This window comes from Hoylesella enoeca JCM 12259 (assembly GCF_000613405.1).
GTDB lineage: Bacteria > Bacteroidota > Bacteroidia > Bacteroidales > Bacteroidaceae > Prevotella > Prevotella enoeca.
In genome coordinates, this window is sequence record NZ_BAIX01000002.1 from 131,521 (window position 1) to 149,063 (window position 17,543).

Genomic DNA, 17,543 nt, shown 5'->3' on the forward strand with positions numbered 1-17,543 from the left:
TAAAGAAAGAGTTGAGTAAAAAGGAAAAAGCAGGGTAGACCATTGCCTTAACTCCTTCAATTCCTTAACTCCATCAATTAAACTCCTAAAAATTTAAATCATCATGAAACGAATTCAATCTATCCTGCTTGCCATCGCTATGCTGTTGGCAGCACCTGCGCTCTTCACCTCCTGTCAGGAAGACGCACCCGAGATTAATTACACAATGAATGTGTCAGTCATCAACGACTTCACCAAGGTGGTGGAAGCCATCAACAACGGTACACTCAAAAATGAGGAAGCTATCAAAAAGCTCACCGAGGCCATCGACAAGATGAACGCCGATCAGGCTGCCAAGTTGCAGACCATCATCGACGTGCTCAACTCCGTCAATGCCACTATCGAGACCAAGCTCGCAGCCATCGAGGCAGCGATGCAGGCGCAGACGCTCATGCTCGAAGCAAAGCTCGACCTCTTGGAGAAGGCCGTGAACAACCAGACCATCAAGATTGACGAGATGGGCACACTAATCGCCACGGCCATCGACAAATCACGTGACGAACTCGCCAAGAAACTTGCGGCTATTTACGACATCATCGAGAGCACAGCCAAGACGCAGGCCGAGAAGCTCGCGGCCATCCAGGGAGCCATCGAGGCCCAGACCCTCTCGCTCGCAGCAAAGCTCGATCTCTTGGAGACAGCTATCAGCAACCAGACTGTTAAGATAGAGGAGATGGGCAAGCTTATCGCCCAAGCCATTGATAATTCGCGCGACGAACTCTCTAATAAACTCGAAGCTATCCGCGACATCATCGAGAGCACAGCCAAGACACAAGCCGAGAAACTCGAAGCTATCAAGGGTGCCATCGAAGCACAGACCCTCTCGCTCGCAACAAAGCTCGATCTCTTGGAGACAGCTATCAGCAACCAGACTGTTAAGATAGAGGAGATGGGCAAGCTTATCGCCCAAGCCATTGATAATTCGCGCGACGAACTCTCTAAGAAGCTCAATGCTATTCGCGTCATCATCAAGAAAACAGCTAAGACACAAGCCGAGAAACTCGAAGCCATCAAGGGCGCCATCGAAGCACAGACCCTTTCGCTCGAAGCGAAGTTGGATCTCTTGGAGACCGCCATCAAGGCTCTTCCCGATTACACCGCGCAGCTCACAGCCATCACGACAGCCATCGAGAACCTACCCAACTACAGCGACAAACTTTCTGCCATCGAGACAGCCATCAACGCACTGCCTAACTACAATGACAAATTCGACGCCGTGGTTGCTGCCTTGGATGCGATGAAGACGCAGATTGAGGCACTCGGCACAGGACAAGGCAATCTCGTTACGGCAATTGATAACACTACTGCTGCCATCAACACTCTGATTGCATCCGTGAACAGTGGCAACACCGCTGCTGCCGCTGCCCTTGCCGATATCGTCAATAAACTCGAAGAGTTGAAAAATAAATTTTAGGTAACAGCGGAGAAGATTCCGGCGATGGCTATAGTGGCGGAAATAAAAAGAATGGCAATCCCTTCAAATCTAACCCTCTCTGCTGCAACGGAGTTACGAGCTATCCAAGCTTTCATCTCGCTCGGTGCCAGCGTTCACCACGCGATACAACCAAGGCCGAGTTGGCCGTGGACAACCCCAAGCACAGGAAGAAAGAAATGGGAAGCCCAAGCCATGAGAAGATGAAGGGATAAAAAAGCCTTTTGTCACTCATCACTCTTCTGAGCGAGATTCCCTCCCCACTGAGAAAGATCAGAGGAGGGGACTCGCTCCTAACTTATATTACACACAAACCCAGACGCCCATGCCCCCGACACGGCGTTCCCTCCTCGGGGGAGGGTCATCAGGGGGGCACCTTTATGATGAACAAACCATTACTCAGAAACATCTACGCCACGATAGCCGCACTCTTCATCACTATGTTTGCACTGCCGCAGCAGGTGCAGGCGCAGAAGTCGGAAATGTCAATGAGGCTTTGCGGAAAGGTGTACTACGCTGACGCCACCATCCCCCTCGGCGGCGGTACGGCAAAGTGGAACCAAGCCACTACCACGCTCACCCTCAACAACGTCAAGGTGAAAAACCAGGACGACAGTTTCCTCCATTGCAACAATATTCCCAAACTCAAGATCGTACTCGTGGGCAAAAACACCGTGAGCACGAAGTGGCAGACACTCTATTGGGAGAATGGCAACGTAGAGATTTCGGGCACAGGCTCGCTCACGGCACGCAGCGAAGCCAATGCTGCCATAACAAATGGAAGCAAGCCCTGCACGCTAACCATCAAAGACTGCACGCTCGATGTGCAGGGAAAGGATTATAGTATCATCGGATATCACAATGGAGAAAATACGGAGATCCTGACCCTTGTGGTGGACAACGCCACGGTCAAGGTGAAAGGCGCCACCGGCGGCTGGGGCTGGAAGTGCTCAGGCATAGGCTATCTCAAACACTACTATCTGAAAAACTGCTATGTCAGCACGCCCGGTGTGAAGTTCGGCAAGACATACGAACACAACTACTACGAGTTCGTCGGCACAGACGGCGACACCTACTATGGCGAAGTAACCATCAAACCCGCAACCACTTACAACCTCTGGATTGCCGGCACGCAGGTAAGCTCGGGCAACTGCGCCGACCTCAGCACCATCCCCGGCATATCGGGTAAGGCAAGATACGACCCCGAGACCAAAACGCTTACGCTTGACAATGCCACCATCAACACGACCGCAGGGGGCAATGGCGGTATCGGGATTGAGAACGGTATCTCCGGCCTGACGCTCCGCCTCATCGGCAAGAACACCATCACGGCCGAAAACAGCGGGGGAATACGAAATGGCCAGGCTGCGGCACTCAACATCACAGGCGAGGGCAAACTCACAGTGAATGGATCAACGACGGCAAGCAATGAATACTACCGTTTCGGCTTTATCAACTATGGCACAGTTACCGTGAGCAATTGCGCCCTGGAAGTCGTCGGAGGAACGGACGGACTCTCGGAAGGCCATTGGAAGTTCGACCACTGCAACATCCGCGCCAAGGGCAGCGGTGCCGGCAGCCTCTGCAATATGTATGATACCCCCGAGTTCACCGGCTGCACAATCACAAGTCCCGCGGGAACATACTGGAAAAAGTACGATACCAATGTAGCCTACTCCCTCTTCGGCACAGACGATAAGATAGTAACTGACTGGGTGGTGATCACCAAGGATGCTACCGGCATCGAAGGCGTGAAAGTCGACGTGCCGCAGAAGAAGCGCGGCATCTATACCCTCGGCGGTGTGCGCCTGTCGGGTGAACTGAAAGATCTGCCCAAGGGCGTGTACATTGTCGATGGTAAAAAAGTGGTGAAAAAGTAAGAACATTTCATAACCCCAAACGCCCACAGCCCCCGACACGGCGTTCTCGCACAAACACAAATCACGCGGGTCATCAGGGGGGCACAAGAATTTATGAGAACAAAAAAGTTTTTTGCAAGCGCAGCGAAAGCAGTTTTCGCCCTTGCAGCAGTGTTAATGATGAGCACCGCATTTACCGCCTGCTCGAGTGACAAATCCGATGACCCAACTCCCGAACCCAAGTTCACTAACACCGTGACCCTCGACGACGTTGGCAAACCCATTATTAGGGCCGAATACGACAACGAGGGCGACGGTAATTACCGTATCTACCTTTCCCTCTCGGATGACGGAAATGAACGAGTGGTGTTACATATTAACGAAGACGTGTTCGGCATCCCCATCAAGCTGACCGAAAAAACAAAGAAAAACGCCGACAACTTTTATTTTAATTGGACGGTAGACTACTATAAGTCCAACGGCGAAGGTGGCTACACCAGGTTCATCGAAGCTTCAGGCAACCCCGAACAGTCCGTACCTGTCTTCAACACCGGTACCCTCGAATTTACAGGTTCGATCAAAGGCATCCTCAACATTCGGCTGAAAAACGGTCGCGTAAAAGACAGAGACGGTAAAGAGCACACCCTAGTTCTGAGCTATAGCGGCAAGATGACACAGGCATAGGTGTCCATGTGCAGGGAAAATGGAAAGATTAGAAAGATAGAATATTATTGAATCAGCAAAGACATTTTTACACTCTCTCGTCGGAGGGCAGCACCAAAAGCAAACCAAGTGTCTGCCCTCCTTTTCTGTTTTTATCCTACCTGCCACTCCTTCTTATCCTCCCCCTTTTCATCTCTTTCTTTTTCACCTTTCCACAAAAAAGGACCCCGTACAGTTTCGCAACTCACGAGGTCCAACCAACCTTTTTACCTATAGGAAACTTACTACCTACGGTTGGCCGAGACATCCGCCCTAAGGCTTCAGTCCCAATCCTTGTTATCCTATTTCATTGATATGAGACGTCCTCTTGGTTCCGCCGAACCGGACATTGTCCATATCTATTCTCTTAATGTCAAAGATTTTACATACAACGGTTATCCCGTCCGAGAGAATCTAATTTAACACCATTTTATTTATTTATATTGGAACAAAACTTATGATCATACTTACGGTTTGCAGTGACAACTCTGTCTGTGCCTGCAAACGTAGATGTGGGGATGTTTACCGTTCTTTGTCATCGGTTAAAGAGGTTAGTATCCAAAATCCTTAGGCTCGTCAATTCAACTCTACGTGCTTATTTGCACCAATCCAAAGCTTTTAATTCGATCACCGTTCTGCTTCGTTTCGTTCAAAAGGTAGCCTCTTCTAATATTTTTAGCAAATATATATAAAAGAAACAAGACCGCCTGATTAATAACATACATTAACTTTACAGGGCGATAGGGCGGCTTTCATAAGCAAGTGCGAAGTGAAGCTATCCTTTCTTGAATCATGTTTTTTGTTCGGAGGTTAATTGATGATATTTCACAATACAATGAATTAATCTTGGGAAGGAGGACGAAAGTCTTTCTCCTTTTTTATATTGCTCAAGCTTTCCGCTAATGTTCTTTGGGACTTCGCGCCTCAGCCGCAAGGCAAACCTCCGCAATGTTTTTCATTCTTGTTTCACCATAGCGATTTTGCACTTCTACTTGAAAAGGGCACCGTATCTTTTGGCTTCTTCACCTTTGAAAGACGCTGAAATTCACGCTGCCATAACTGCGATGCTCAACAAAATGGGGGTGAGCAGAGAAATCATTGTGCTTGCCGTGTTCGAAAACCAGCACACCCGAGGGCTTCAACAGATCGTGTTGGAAAATGAGATCGGGCACTGTCGGCAATTCAGGGAGATCGTATGGCGGATCGGCAAAGATGAAATCGAATTGGGCGCGACATGTTTTCAGGAAACGGAAAACATCACCTCGGATAAGGATATGCCCTTCGGTGCCCACTTTTTTCATACACTGACGGATGAAGTTGGCATGATCACGGTCGGCTTCCACACTGATCACCGAGGCACATCCGCGCGAAAGGAGTTCTAAGGAGATGCTACCCGTACCGGCAAAGAGATCGAGGGCTGCTGCATCTTCAAAATCGATGTAGCGCGTAAGCACATTAAAGATATTCTCCTTAGCAAAATCCGTGGTGGGTCGCGCTTTGAAATTGCGTGGAATATCAAAGTGTCTGCCCTTGTAAATTCCGGTTATAACTCTCATCGTCCTTTGATAAATAGCGTCATAATATCCAATGCCATCCCTTTGATTTGCGTCACGGGAGCACGGTTGAAGTCTGCCGTCGGATTGATGACATAAGCATTTTGCAAGTAATGTCGCAGTGCTTCGGTGAGCCATTCTCGGTCGGGAATGTCGCCGGCAATATGCAGTTCGTCGCGTTTGGGGTCTAAGGCGAGTTGCTTCCAGACATAGAGCAGGAAGTAAACGGCATCGCGCGAATGCGGCGCCGAGAAACTGTTGCTGAACCGAAAACGATTCTTATCGAAGCTGCAAATATCCAACTTACCATTGTGAAAGTATCCGAAGAGTTTCCGCCGCATCCCCGTGAAGCTACGCCGATGCAGATAGGACCACACGGGTTGCATCAAGGCAATAAACCGCACATCACTGAAATGATCGTCGATGACGAGTTTCAAATCTTTATTGATGCTGAAAATAGTCACGGCATTGAGGTTTGCGAGAACGTTATGAAGAATGACATCGCCTTCAAAACCATGGAAAGTGTGATGATAGAGTTGTGCACTTGTTGTCTCGTCAAACTCTTCCAAAGGGATGAGCAACACCGGCGTGTCAAGCAAGACTTGTGCTCTGGACGTGTCGTAGGACAACAATTCGGATGTCTTGAAAGCCTCGCGCAGATTAGCTGCCATCGATATGCCGCTCTTGATGATATATGGTTCGAACACCACTTGTGCATCGACCGACGTATCGACAACGGCAAATGACAAAGCATTCTCCGTGATTCGCAGCGTGATTCGCGGCTGTTTGACGATTCGATTATTCCCAGTTTCCTGCATTGTTGTTGGTTGTTGTGACGTCGCCTATCTTCAAACCGGGGTATCGGCCGGCTGCAATAGCTTCCTGAACAAGTGCATCGACAGAACGTTGATCAAGTCCGTTGAGATAAGATGTGTATTCGGCAGCACATTCCATCAGCGGTATTTGTTTACCCGATTTCATGATTTGGGAAGATGCGGCGAGGTTAAAGCGCTTGCCGCCGGCATAAGGAATGAAAGCGAGCGAGTCTGCCATGCATCCCGAGCGCACGAGAGTAGCAAAATCGCCGGCATAAGTTCCCGTTGCTTTCCGATAGCGTTCTTCGGCCGCCCTGATCTTGATCAGTCGTCGTTTGACGACAGTTTCGCGCTTATCTCGCTCGCGTTTGAATCGGATCGGTGCATAGACGCTGAGAAAGCAGACCGCAACCAGGGCCAACACACACATGACAAGGAGATAATTATGCTTGATTTCAAAACTCATTACGGGATTTATTGCTACTTTTGTACTGCCTATTTGCTGCAAAAGTACAAAATAGTTTTGAATTAATGGAACATTCTTTGAAAACTCTGACGACATCCGATGATTAATGACGAACTGCTTTTCCGAATCCGAGAGCAACTCGGTTTCGAACCCACCGACGACCAATCGAATGCGCTGCATATTCTTGCCGCATTCCTGACAGACCCGAATCCGCAAGCGGCAATGATCCTTCGAGGGAGCGCCGGAACAGGAAAGACCTCTCTGGCAAGTGCCATCGTGCGCACGATGACGATGCTCCGACAAAAGGTTTTGCTCTTAGCACCCACGGGAAGAGCGGCCAAAGTCTTTGCCGTCAACAGCGGACAGGCGGCTTACACCATTCATCACAGGATTTATCGGCAGCGCATTTACACGGGCACTGACAGTCAATTCAATCTGAATGATAATCTTTTCACAGACACCTTATTTATTATAGACGAGGCATCGATGATTGCCAACGAAGGCGTTGGCCATTCGTCATTCGGCAGCGGACGACTGTTGGACGATCTGGTGCAGTTTGTTTACAGCGGGCGCAACTGTCGGATGCTGCTCATCGGCGATCGATCGCAGCTCCCCCCGATAGGAGAGAGCGAGAGTCCGGCTCTCAGCAACGACGTGATCAACGGTTACGGACTGAGCGTTTATGCTGCGGATCTCAACCAAGTGATGCGGCAAGGCGAGACAAGCGGCATCCTGCGGAATGCCGAACACATTCGGAGCACTTTGCTTTCAAGCCTTTTTCACGTTGCAAAAAAGCATGAGTTATCTTCCGATTTACCGTTATTCAGCGTGCAAACAAGCATCAATGGGAAACCGTTTCAGGATATATCCATCGTCCCCGGCGATGAACTCATCGAACAGCTTCATTCGAGTTATGCCGAAGTGGGGCTTGATGAGACCATGATTATCACACGAAGCAATAAGCGCGCAAACATTTACAATCTCGGCATTCGCAATTCCGTGTTGGGCCGCGAAGAAGAACTCACCACGGGAGACATGCTCATGGTGGTGAAAAACAATTATTATTGGACCGAGAAAGAGAAGTCGCCCATCGCCTTTATAGCCAACGGCGATCGAGCCATCGTGCAACGTGTGCGCAATATCCGGGATGTTTACGGATTCCGGTTTGCCGACGTTCTGTTGCTGTTTCCCGATTACAACCGTTATGAAATGCAGGCCACCGTGCTCTTGGACACGCTCCACTCCGAGGCACCTGCATTGACACAGCAACAGAGCGAACGCCTGTTTGATGAAGTGATGGCCGATTATGCGATATTCCCAACAAACAAGAGCGACTCAAAAAACTGCGGCAGGATGACCTTTTCAATGCCATTCAGGTGAAATATGCTTATGCCGTGACTTGTCACAAGGCGCAAGGCGGACAATGGGCACATGTCTATCTCGACCAGGGTTACATCACATCCGAGATGATGACAGCTGATTATGCGCACTGGCTTTACACGGCTTTCACCCGTGCCACAGATCATTTGTATCTCGTCAATTGGCCGAAGGCACAGACAGAACAACCCGACGAGTAGGCCACAAGAACATAAACTTATTGCCAAGCCACACAATATATTTTCAAACCCGCCGTTACATATAAAATATTCACATTGCTACGTGACACTTCCCGACTGACAATCGACAAGCAAACGATTGGCAACGACAAGACAATAAAAACCAAATGACAATAACAATGAAACGATTCCTTTTAACGGCCAGCCTCTTCTTAGGATTGGCTTTCACCTTGAATGCAGCCGAAATGGCCTCCCCAAACGGAGCGATAAAGGTGAATTTTGAACTCAATAACGGTGTGCCGACTTACAGCGTGACCTTTCGTGGCAAGATGATGATTAAGCCCAGCCGACTGGGTTACGAGCTTTCGGGAGCTGAAAACTTGCTCGATGGCTTTACACTTTTGGGTCAGGAGACAGCCCGACAAGATGAAACCTGGAAGCCGGTATGGGGTGAAAACAGCGAGATTCGCAATCATTACACCGAACTCTTGGTGAAACTCGTTCAGCCATCTACCGATCGTTATATGAACATTCGGTTCCGGGTGTACGATGAAGGAGTAGGTTTGCGCTACGAATTCCCGCAAAAAGGCAAGCTCAATCACTTCGTCGTGAAAGACGAACGCACCGAGTTTGCAATGACAGGAGACCATATTGCGTGGTGGATACCGGGCGACTATGACACGCAAGAGTATGAATACACCCGCTCGAAACTGAGTGAGATACGCAGTTTGTTGACTAAAGCCGTGACGGATAACCTCTCACAGACCACCTTTTCAACCACAGGCGTACAGACATCGTTGATGTTGAAGACCGCCGACGGTATCTATATGAATCTGCACGAGGCTGCATTGGTCAATTATCCGGCTATGCATCTCAATCTCGACGATAAGCAGATGGTCTTCACTTCGTGGTTGACGCCCGACGCCCAAGGCAAGAAAGGTTACTTACAGACACCTCTCAACAGTCCGTGGCGTACCATTATGATCACCGATGACGCCCGAAAGGTGTTGGCTTCCAACCTCATTCTCAATCTTAACGATCCCTGTGCACTCAGCGATACGTCGTGGATTCACCCTGTAAAGTATGTCGGTGTGTGGTGGGAAATGATTTCCGGAAAGAGCGAATGGGCTTATACCCATCAATATCCGACGGTGAAACTCGGTGAAACTGACTACATTCACGCCACTCCTTCGGGCAAACATGGAGCCAATAATGCCAATGTTCGCCGTTACATCGACTTCGCTTCGGCCAACGGTTTCGATGCAGTCTTAGTCGAAGGATGGAACATCGGCTGGGAGGATTGGGCCGGAAACTCCAAGGAACACGTGTTCGATTTCCTCACACCATATCCAGATTTCGATATCAAAGCACTCAACGACTATGCCCATTCCAAAGGAGTTAAATTGATCATGCACCACGAAACCTCGTCATCCATTATGAATTACGAGAAGTATATGGACCGAGCTTATCAGCTGATGAATACTTATGGTTACGACGCTGTTAAGAGTGGATATGTCGGAAACATTATTCCGAGAGGCGAACACCATTACAGTCAGATAGAGATTAATCACTATTTGCACGCTATTAAGCGTGCAGCCGACTATCATATTATGGTCAACGCACATGAAGCTGTGCGACCCACCGGGCTGTGTCGCACTTATCCAAACCTGATCGGCAATGAGAGCGCACGCGGAACCGAGTACCAAGCCTTCGGGGGAACTAAACCCGGGCACACTGCCATCTTGCCGTTCACGCGCTTGCAAGGCGGACCGATGGATTACACGCCGGGTATCTTCGAGATGGATTGTGCCAATGGATCGCATTGCAATTCGACGATCTGCGGCCAACTTGCCCTTTATGTCACGATGTACAGCCCGTTGCAGATGGCTGCCGACTTCCCTGAGAACTACGAGAAGCATCCGGATGCTTTCCAATTCATCAAGGACGTGGCCATAGATTGGGACAAATCGATTTACCTCGAAGCCGAGCCCATGGAGTATATCTCCGTTGCCCGCAAGGCCAAAGGCACAGACAACTGGTTCGTTGGCGGTGTAACGGGAAAGCAAGCCCATCGCTCTGACATCACGTTCCACTTCTTGGATAAAAGTCGGAAGTATGAAGCCACCATTTATCGAGACGGTACCGACGCCGATTACAAGACTCGGCCGCAGTCTTACAAGATTGAGAAGCTTACGGTGACAGCCAAGACCAAGCTCTCCATCAACAGTGTTCCCGGTGGCGGTTATGCTATTTCGCTGATTGCGAAATAAAGAGGATGAAAAGAAGCGGGAACGAGGAAACAAATGGACGAGTAGAGAAGTAATTGAACAGGAGTTTGATATCAACGATAAAGCGGTTTGGTTTTCACGCGCAACTGCTTTAACTTTCAAACATATCTGCGTAAACTCCAAAGCGTATCAACACTTACTTCTCTACCCGCCCATTTGTTTACTTGTTCGCTTGTCGACGCATTCTCCCTCGTGCAATCGTTTACACGCCTTTCCCGCAACATTGATCTGCATCAAGTCATAACATACGGAGAAGGATCGTTAACTTAGCGCCATAACTTAAACACTATTGATGTATGAAACAATTCTTTACACTGCTAATCGCAATGCTCACCCTACCGGTATGGGCAGTTGCACAAGGATGGCCTGCCAATTATAGTGGCGTGATGCTGCAAGGGTTCTATTGGGATAGTTATACCGACACGCAATGGACGAAACTCGAAGCGCAAGCCGACGATCTCTCGCCTTATTTCAGTCTGATTTGGGTACCGCAGAGCGGTTATTGCAACACGCTGACCAACCAAATGGGGTATGCACCGATCTGGTGGTTTGACCATAAGAGCGCTTTCGGAACCGAGACACAACTACGCTCGATGATACAGACTTTCAAGGCAAAGGGCACCGGCATCATCGAAGATGTGGTGATCAATCACCGCAACGGAAATACCAACTGGTGTGATTTCCCCACCGAGACGTGGAAAGGTAAAACCTCGACATGGACCTTGGCCGATATTTGCAAAGGCGATGACGGTGGGAAGACCGAGGCACAAGGTTACCATTTGACTGGCGCCACAGATACGGGTGATGACTTCGATGGGGCCAGAGACATCGATCACACCAGCCTGAATGCACAAAAGAATATCAAGACATATCTCGATTTCCTCCTCAACGACTTGGGTTACACTGGCTTCCGATACGACATGGTGAAAGGTTACGCCGCTAAATTCATCGGTATATATAATGGTAGCGCCAAGCCGCAGTTCTCCGTAGGCGAATATTGGGACAACGCCGCTTCGATCAAGTCGTGGATCAATGGCACGCAGGTGATGGCACACCCACTTCTGCGGCTTTCGATTTCCCCATGAAGTATGCCATCAACGAAGCGTTGGGCAACGGACAATGGAACCGATTGGCCGAGACAGCTTTGGCAAACGATGCGGCATACAGTCGCTATGCCGTCACATTTGTGGATAATCATGACACAGGGCGCTCCTCGTCCGACGGCGGAGCACCGCTCTATGCCAACATTGCGGCTGCCAATGCCTATATCCTGGCCATGCCGGGCACGCCATGTATCTTCCTGAGCCATTGGAAGGCCCACAAGACAATAATCAAGAAACTTATCACTGCGCGTCGGGCAGTCGGAGTGACCAATCAGAGTAGCATCCTCGGTGCCACAGCCCAAGCCGGCGGATTTGTCCTCACCACGCAAGGCACAGTGGGCAAAGTGCTGTTGCTGCTCGGTACGACGACAGGCGTAAACACTTCCGGCTATCAACTGGCTGTGGAGGGCGAGAACTTCAAATATTATGTGAGCGACCATGTGGACATCTCGGCCATCGGCAAGATCAAAGACGACACGCGACATTTGCTGCTCCCGACTTCTGTCAGGTTGACAAAGGCGAGACCTGCGCTTTCTTTGAAGCCCCCACTGGATGGACTCAAACCGTCTATTGCTGGCGCTGGGACAACACCCATAACTATACGGGCAATCACTGGCCGGGGGTGGCCTGCACCCGTGTAGGCACGACGGCCACCGGAAAGGCTGTGTGGAAATGGAGCTGGAATAAGACTTCGATTGCATCCCCTGCCTCGAATGCGGGTATCATTTTCAGTAACAACGGCAGCCCGCAGACGGCCAATTTGGCCTTTACCAACGGAGGATATTATGATCTCGACGGACTAAAAGGAACGGTCAAGCCGACAACGACAGGGATTGCCGCCGACATCACAACCGATCACCAAGGTCAGACCACGAATGTATATACCGTCGACGGTCGCCTTGTGCGCCGTAACGCTTCTGCCACGACTCCTCTGCAAGGCCTGGCCAAGGGCATTTATATTGTCGATGGCAAGAAGTATGTTGTGGAGTAGAGAACGTTTAAGTTATTGATTCTTGGAAAGTTCACAAGAATCTATTATCTTTGCAATCACAGTAACCATCAAATGGAGGACTATTTATGACCACAACAACCGCACGTCACAACGACAATATTGTCGATCGTTATTGGCACACCTTGCGATCCATGAGCAAGAGCGACCGCCTGAGCCTTGTCGTCAAGTTGACCAACTCGATTCTTGAAGATGAGAAAAAGGAGGAGAAGGGCACAGATGACGATTATACGGAGAAGATGCTTGATCGGTTTTATGGTAAGTGGGCAGGCAACGAGACTGCCGATGAGATCATGAAGACAATCAAGGAATTTTCTACTTCGCGCCAACCATTAAAGTTCTGATGATGAAGACGCAAAAGATATTACTTGACAGCAATATCCTGATCCATCTCCTACACAAGCAGGAAAGTGTGCGCAGTCATATTAGATAGGTGAAATGGGGCAACTGCTGTGTGTCTGAAATTTCAATCGTAGAGTTGCTCTATGGTGCAGAATGCAGCGATCGTCCTGCGGTCAACCGTAAATTGGTGAACGATCTTCTCAGTCATCTTGAAATCATTCCTTTCAAAACCGGCATCGAGGAGTTTTGCAGACAGAAAGCGCTTCTCAAACGAGCAGGAAGAATGATCGAAGACAATGATCTCTACATCGCAGCCACAGCCTTGGCGCTGGATATTCCCGTGGCTTCGGAAAACATCAAGCACTTATCGCGCATCACGGGCTTAGAGATTCAGAATTGGGTGGAAAGGTAGGAGCATTGATCGCTGCTCCTATGAGCGCACACAAGAAGTCGTATATTTGTCAATGAGAGCTATGGGAGTAGATCCGCACTACTCCCATAGCTTTCATTTGTTACAAACAGTGCGTTGATAGCGTCGAAATAACAAACTCAGAAAGAGAAACGAGTCATCTTGTTGTATTTTAAGCGGTTTCTCTTTCAGTTTTCTACCGAGATTTACAGCCAACCCACCAGCTCATTCATGAGTCGCCTCACTGGGCTTCATGATCAGTGTCTTTCATCTGCTTCGGTCCGCGCACTCGGTCTTTGGAGGAGATGCCGGATTTGATCTCGATGTAAATACCGTCGCTCAATCCGGTGATCACTTTGCGTCGCTGGTAGGTCTTGTTCTCACCGCTACCCTTCACCAGGTAGACATAACTCTGGTTGCCCTCGAACACAATGGCGCTTTCGGGGACAGTGAGCACATGAACTGCCGAGGCAAGAACAATTTCGGCGTTGGCACTGTAACCGCTGCGGAGCTGACGACCGTGAGGCACAGAGACGGCCGCTTTGAGTTCGAACTGATTAGCACCGTTGCTCTCGACTGCCTTAGGACTGATATACTCTAAGAAAGCATCGAAGTGCAGATCTTGGAGTGCACCGACGGTGATCTTCATCGGCATACCCGTAACCAAACGCCCCACTTCAGTCTCATCGATGTTGCCACGGAAGATAAGGTCGTTCATATTGGCCACGGTGGCAATAGTGGTACCGTCGTTGAAAGTGTTTGACAGAATAACGCTGTTACCTACTTTGACAGGGATGTCGAGAATAAGACCTGTAATCGTACTGCGGACGAGCGTCGAACTGGCTTTGGCATTGTGCCTGGACACACCGTCGCGAACCACTTCGAGATTATCCTCGGCAGCTGAGACTTCTTCACGGGCTTGGTTATAGGTCTGCCGAACTTTGTCGTATTCATCGGCCGAGACAAGTCCTTTATCAAACAATTCTTTTTCACGGACGTAATCGATCTGAGCCTGGCGGGCATTGATATGGGCCAGGCGGAGTCGGGCCTGTGCACTGCTGAGCTGCCCCATATCGGGTATGACTTTGACCTTGGCGATCACTTCGCCAGCCTGTACCCTATCGCCGGCCTGCTTCATCAGCTGGGTAATGATGCCTGAGATTTGCGGTTTGACGCTTACTTCATTGCGCGGCTCTATCTTTCCGGTGATGATGGAAGTCCTTTTCAGGTTCATTATGCGTGGCGTAAACTCCTCATAAGCCACGGGGTGGGGTTGCGACTGAATCCAAAGAAAAACGAATGTGCCGACAAAGATCACTGCAATGATTCCGGCAACGATGAATTTAGTGTAACGTTTCATATAGCTTTGTCTTTTGTTCTTAGTTATTCTTCTCTCATAGCATCCACGGGCTTAATGCTCATAGCCCGTAATGCGGGAGCCAATCCGGCCAGGACGCCGAGTAAACTCAGCAAAACGACTGCACCGACAGCCGTCCAGAAGCTCACCTGGAAGTGCGTATTGACAATGCCATCGGATGTGTTGGCCATCTCTGCAAGCTGCAAGACAACAACGGCAAACAGTATTCCGCTCATCCCTGCCACAGCAGTAAGCGTGATACTCTCCGTTATGATCTGGCTCAGAATATTGCGCGGCGTAGCTCCGATAGCCTTCGGATACCGATTTCCGTCGTCCGTTCACGCACCGTTACCATCATTATGTTCGACACGCCGATAGCTCCGGCCAACAGTGTACCGATTCCCACTAACCAGATTAGGAAGTCTACACCGGTGAAAAGACTGTCCACCATTCCGAACATCACCTCTGCATTGAGAATTGCAATACCTTTCTCGTCGGTCGGGTCGATGTGATGAGGGCGGGCTATCACCTCGCGCATCTTGTCGGTAACAGAACTGATCGTGACACCGGGACGTACGGTAGCACACATCAGATGCACGCTGTCACCCAGATTATAGGCCTGTTGCATCAGCGTCAACGGAATAACGACGCTCTCTTCATTACGCCCATTAATGTTCATATTGCTTGTTCCATAGTCGACTCCCACAATACTGTAATAGATCGAATCGATACATACTACCCGTCCACACGGATCTCCGCCGCGGGGAAACAGCGTCTTATAAACTTTCTTACCTAATACGCACACTTTGCGATGCTGTTGCATATCCATATCATTGAGATAACGCCCATAGAACATTGACGGAGTCTCCACCTGCTGATAATTAGTCTCCAAACCTTTCACCGAGCATTGACTTTTCTTATCACTGAAAGTGACCTTGCTACCCCAGTGAGTCAGCATCGGAGAAACCACATCCAGGCCGGGAACTTGGCTTTTGAGTCGCTCCACATCATTGTAAACCAAACACCAGTTACGCCCTTTCGGCAATCCGTGATAAGGTTTCGTGGTGGCTTGGGGGAAGATAATGGCCGAATTGGTAGCAAATCCTTGGAGTTCATTTGACAAACTTTCCTTCATCGCCTTACCGCCGCCGATCAATGCCACAAGCATAAAGACGCCCCAAAAAACACCAAACCCCGTAAGGAAACTTCGTGTCTTGTTTCTCGAAAGCGTATCAAGAATCTCTTTATATCTATCTAAATCGATCATTCTCTGTTCCTTTCCATCCGTTGACTCTATTCTGTCCGCAATGCCTCAATCGGTCGGATGCGGGCGGCCTTACGTGCGGGAATCAATCCGGCAACGGTTCCTGCCAATATCATTACAAGTGTTGCTTCGATACAGACATCAAAGCCCACTGTGGGATTTACGAACATCGTAACTTGGAACACACCCGTATCCAACTTCGTGTGACCGATCGTAGCATCCATATAAAGATTGGCTCCGATGCCGCAAAGCATTCCGATGTAACCGAAAAACGTGGTGATGATAATACTCTCGATAATGATAAGCCGAAGAATAGACCACGGTTTGGCTCCGATAGCCTTACGAATCCCGAATTCGCGGGTACGTTCCCTCACCGTGATCAGCATTATATTACTCACACCGACGATGCCGCTCAATAACGTAAACAGACCGACGACCCACAGAAATGTACGAATAATGCCCACAGCTTGATTCATTTGCATATTCTGCGTGAAGCGATTCCATATCCAAATGGCCCCGTTATCATCTGGCGCTGCACGATGATTGCTATTAATGGAAGCCCGATATGCCTTCTCAAAATCTTCATTCTGCTGCTGGGTTGACAGTCCGTGAAACTCGAATATGATATTATCAGCCTTGTTTCCTTCGTTATACATCATCCGAATTGTAGTGAACGCCGTATAAGCATCGCTGTTCATCCGGCTCCCATCATTCTTGTAAATGCCCACAACACGGAAAGCGAAGCTCCCCACTTTGACATACCGCCCCACCAAATCAGCATAATGGCCTGGCAAGAGTTCTTTGGCCTGCTCCTCACTCAACACGATCGATTTGCGCCGAGTGTCCATATCGATCTCGTTGACATATCGCCCATAAAGCATTTCCTTCTTATTGATGACGCTTCATTGGGATATACGCCCGTGAGCGAGGCTTGCACGCTGTTGTCGTTGAAACTGATCATCACGCTATTTTCCGAAATCATCGCTCCCACTCCATCGATATGGGCCTGAAAATCACGCCCCGTCTCAGCAATATCCGCATCATCAAGCGTAATATTTCGTCCCTCTTTCAGTCCGTCATAAGCCTTAGACGTATAGCCCGAACCTACCATCATCGAGTTGGCCAAGAACTGTCCCATATGCGAAAGCTGTGCATTGATCAGTCCGTTGCCCGCCCCCAACAGGAAGATCAGCATAAAGATGCCCCACGCCACGGCAAATCCCGTGAGTGCAGTACGCAACTTATTGCGCTTGACCGTCGACCAGATTTCTCCTAATATATCGTGCATTGGCTTTTCGTTTTAGCTCCCTAAGTCAAGGGTTGGGGGTATGTACCTGTCTGTTTGTATC

General features: G+C 49.3%; 14 protein-coding genes and 2 pseudogenes. 10 read left to right on the forward strand and 6 right to left on the reverse strand.

Annotated elements, in window-relative coordinates; genetic code table 11:
- Window positions 1-103: 103 nt before the first annotated feature.
- The 3 genes from JCM12259_RS16870 to JCM12259_RS01445 all read left to right on the forward strand — a co-directional run bounded on the left by JCM12259_RS16870 (window position 104) and on the right by JCM12259_RS01445 (window position 4,014).
- Window positions 104-1,453, forward strand: coding sequence for a coiled-coil domain-containing protein (locus JCM12259_RS16870; protein ID WP_025065148.1), 1,350 nt, complete (start codon window positions 104-106; stop codon window positions 1,451-1,453).
- A 398-nt stretch (window positions 1,454-1,851) separates the two neighbouring features.
- Entirely contained in the window at window positions 1,852-3,351 is a 1,500-nt protein-coding gene (locus JCM12259_RS17005) for a hypothetical protein (protein ID WP_234396502.1), read from the forward strand.
- Between the two features lie 156 nt (window positions 3,352-3,507).
- On the forward strand, window positions 3,508-4,014 hold the full coding sequence (locus JCM12259_RS01445; protein WP_234396503.1) for a hypothetical protein: 507 nt from the start codon (window positions 3,508-3,510) through the stop codon (window positions 4,012-4,014).
- Between the two features lie 1,040 nt (window positions 4,015-5,054).
- On the opposite strand, the gene rsmD is transcribed toward JCM12259_RS01445, so the two are convergent.
- The 3 genes from rsmD to JCM12259_RS01460 are packed head-to-tail and all read right to left on the reverse strand — an operon-like array spanning window position 5,055 to window position 6,866.
- Entirely contained in the window at window positions 5,055-5,588 is a 534-nt protein-coding gene (gene rsmD, locus JCM12259_RS01450) for a 16S rRNA (guanine(966)-N(2))-methyltransferase RsmD (protein WP_025065150.1), read from the reverse strand.
- The gene (locus JCM12259_RS01455) at window positions 5,585-6,403 is read right to left on the reverse strand and encodes a DUF3822 family protein (RefSeq protein ID WP_025065151.1); all 819 of its coding nucleotides are present in this window, start codon (window positions 6,401-6,403) and stop codon (window positions 5,585-5,587) included. The genes rsmD and JCM12259_RS01455 overlap by 4 nt, the downstream gene beginning before the upstream one ends.
- Window positions 6,384-6,866: a hypothetical protein gene (locus JCM12259_RS01460; RefSeq protein ID WP_025065152.1), complete on the reverse strand. Its 483-nt coding sequence runs from the start codon at window positions 6,864-6,866 to the stop codon at window positions 6,384-6,386. Before JCM12259_RS01460 ends, JCM12259_RS01455 begins: the two co-directional genes overlap by 20 nt.
- A 99-nt stretch (window positions 6,867-6,965) precedes the next feature.
- Here JCM12259_RS01460 and JCM12259_RS13135 point away from each other — a divergent pair, with 99 nt between their 5' ends.
- From JCM12259_RS13135 to JCM12259_RS13150, 7 genes are all read left to right on the forward strand, one after another.
- A complete protein-coding gene (locus tag JCM12259_RS13135; RefSeq protein ID WP_441294687.1) occupies window positions 6,966-8,246 on the forward strand; it encodes an ATP-dependent DNA helicase in 1,281 nt (426 codons plus the stop codon).
- A complete protein-coding gene (locus JCM12259_RS17805) occupies window positions 8,243-8,443 on the forward strand; it encodes an ATP-binding domain-containing protein (protein WP_441294688.1) in 201 nt (66 codons plus the stop codon). Before JCM12259_RS13135 ends, JCM12259_RS17805 begins: the two co-directional genes overlap by 4 nt.
- Before the next feature lie 158 nt (window positions 8,444-8,601).
- The gene (locus JCM12259_RS01470; protein WP_025065153.1) at window positions 8,602-10,692 is read left to right on the forward strand and encodes a glycoside hydrolase family 97 protein; all 2,091 of its coding nucleotides are present in this window, start codon (window positions 8,602-8,604) and stop codon (window positions 10,690-10,692) included.
- A gap of 314 nt (window positions 10,693-11,006) precedes the next feature.
- The gene (locus tag JCM12259_RS17010; RefSeq protein WP_234396504.1) at window positions 11,007-11,795 is read left to right on the forward strand and encodes an alpha-amylase family glycosyl hydrolase; all 789 of its coding nucleotides are present in this window, start codon (window positions 11,007-11,009) and stop codon (window positions 11,793-11,795) included.
- 439 nt (window positions 11,796-12,234) lie between these two features.
- Window positions 12,235-12,804 (forward strand): starch-binding protein, encoded by a 570-nt coding sequence (locus JCM12259_RS17015; RefSeq protein WP_234396507.1) that lies wholly within the window; start codon window positions 12,235-12,237, stop codon window positions 12,802-12,804.
- A gap of 86 nt (window positions 12,805-12,890) precedes the next feature.
- Entirely contained in the window at window positions 12,891-13,166 is a 276-nt protein-coding gene (locus JCM12259_RS01480) for a hypothetical protein (protein WP_025065154.1), read from the forward strand.
- Between the two features lie 110 nt (window positions 13,167-13,276).
- Window positions 13,277-13,576 (forward strand): PIN domain-containing protein, encoded by a 300-nt coding sequence (locus JCM12259_RS13150; protein ID WP_234396505.1) that lies wholly within the window; start codon window positions 13,277-13,279, stop codon window positions 13,574-13,576.
- 238 nt (window positions 13,577-13,814) lie between these two features.
- On the opposite strand, the gene JCM12259_RS01490 is transcribed toward JCM12259_RS13150, so the two are convergent.
- The 3 genes and pseudogenes from JCM12259_RS01490 to JCM12259_RS13160 all read right to left on the reverse strand — a co-directional run bounded on the left by JCM12259_RS01490 (window position 13,815) and on the right by JCM12259_RS13160 (window position 17,482).
- A complete protein-coding gene (locus JCM12259_RS01490; RefSeq protein WP_025065155.1) occupies window positions 13,815-14,933 on the reverse strand; it encodes an efflux RND transporter periplasmic adaptor subunit in 1,119 nt (372 codons plus the stop codon).
- Window positions 14,934-14,956: 23 nt separating this feature from the next.
- Window positions 14,957-16,197 (reverse strand): annotated as a pseudogene (locus JCM12259_RS13155) (ABC transporter permease).
- A gap of 26 nt (window positions 16,198-16,223) precedes the next feature.
- Window positions 16,224-17,482, reverse strand: a pseudogene (locus JCM12259_RS13160) (ABC transporter permease).
- Between the last annotated feature and the right edge of the window lie 61 nt (window positions 17,483-17,543).

Coding starts and splice junctions, on each gene's coding strand:
- JCM12259_RS01455 (WP_025065151.1), bottom strand. CDS start 6,403: ATGCAGGAAACTGGGAATAATCGAATCGTCAAACAGCCGCGAATCACG.
- rsmD (WP_025065150.1), bottom strand. CDS start 5,588: ATGAGAGTTATAACCGGAATTTACAAGGGCAGACACTTTGATATTCCA.
- JCM12259_RS01460 (WP_025065152.1), bottom strand. CDS start 6,866: ATGAGTTTTGAAATCAAGCATAATTATCTCCTTGTCATGTGTGTGTTG.
- JCM12259_RS01445 (WP_234396503.1), top strand. CDS start 3,508: ATGATGAGCACCGCATTTACCGCCTGCTCGAGTGACAAATCCGATGAC.
- JCM12259_RS13135 (WP_441294687.1), top strand. CDS start 6,966: ATGATTAATGACGAACTGCTTTTCCGAATCCGAGAGCAACTCGGTTTC.
- JCM12259_RS01470 (WP_025065153.1), top strand. CDS start 8,602: ATGAAACGATTCCTTTTAACGGCCAGCCTCTTCTTAGGATTGGCTTTC.
- JCM12259_RS17005 (WP_234396502.1), top strand. CDS start 1,852: ATGATGAACAAACCATTACTCAGAAACATCTACGCCACGATAGCCGCA.
- JCM12259_RS01490 (WP_025065155.1), bottom strand. CDS start 14,933: ATGAAACGTTACACTAAATTCATCGTTGCCGGAATCATTGCAGTGATC.
- JCM12259_RS01480 (WP_025065154.1), top strand. CDS start 12,891: ATGACCACAACAACCGCACGTCACAACGACAATATTGTCGATCGTTAT.
- JCM12259_RS17010 (WP_234396504.1), top strand. CDS start 11,007: ATGAAACAATTCTTTACACTGCTAATCGCAATGCTCACCCTACCGGTA.
- JCM12259_RS16870 (WP_025065148.1), top strand. CDS start 104: ATGAAACGAATTCAATCTATCCTGCTTGCCATCGCTATGCTGTTGGCA.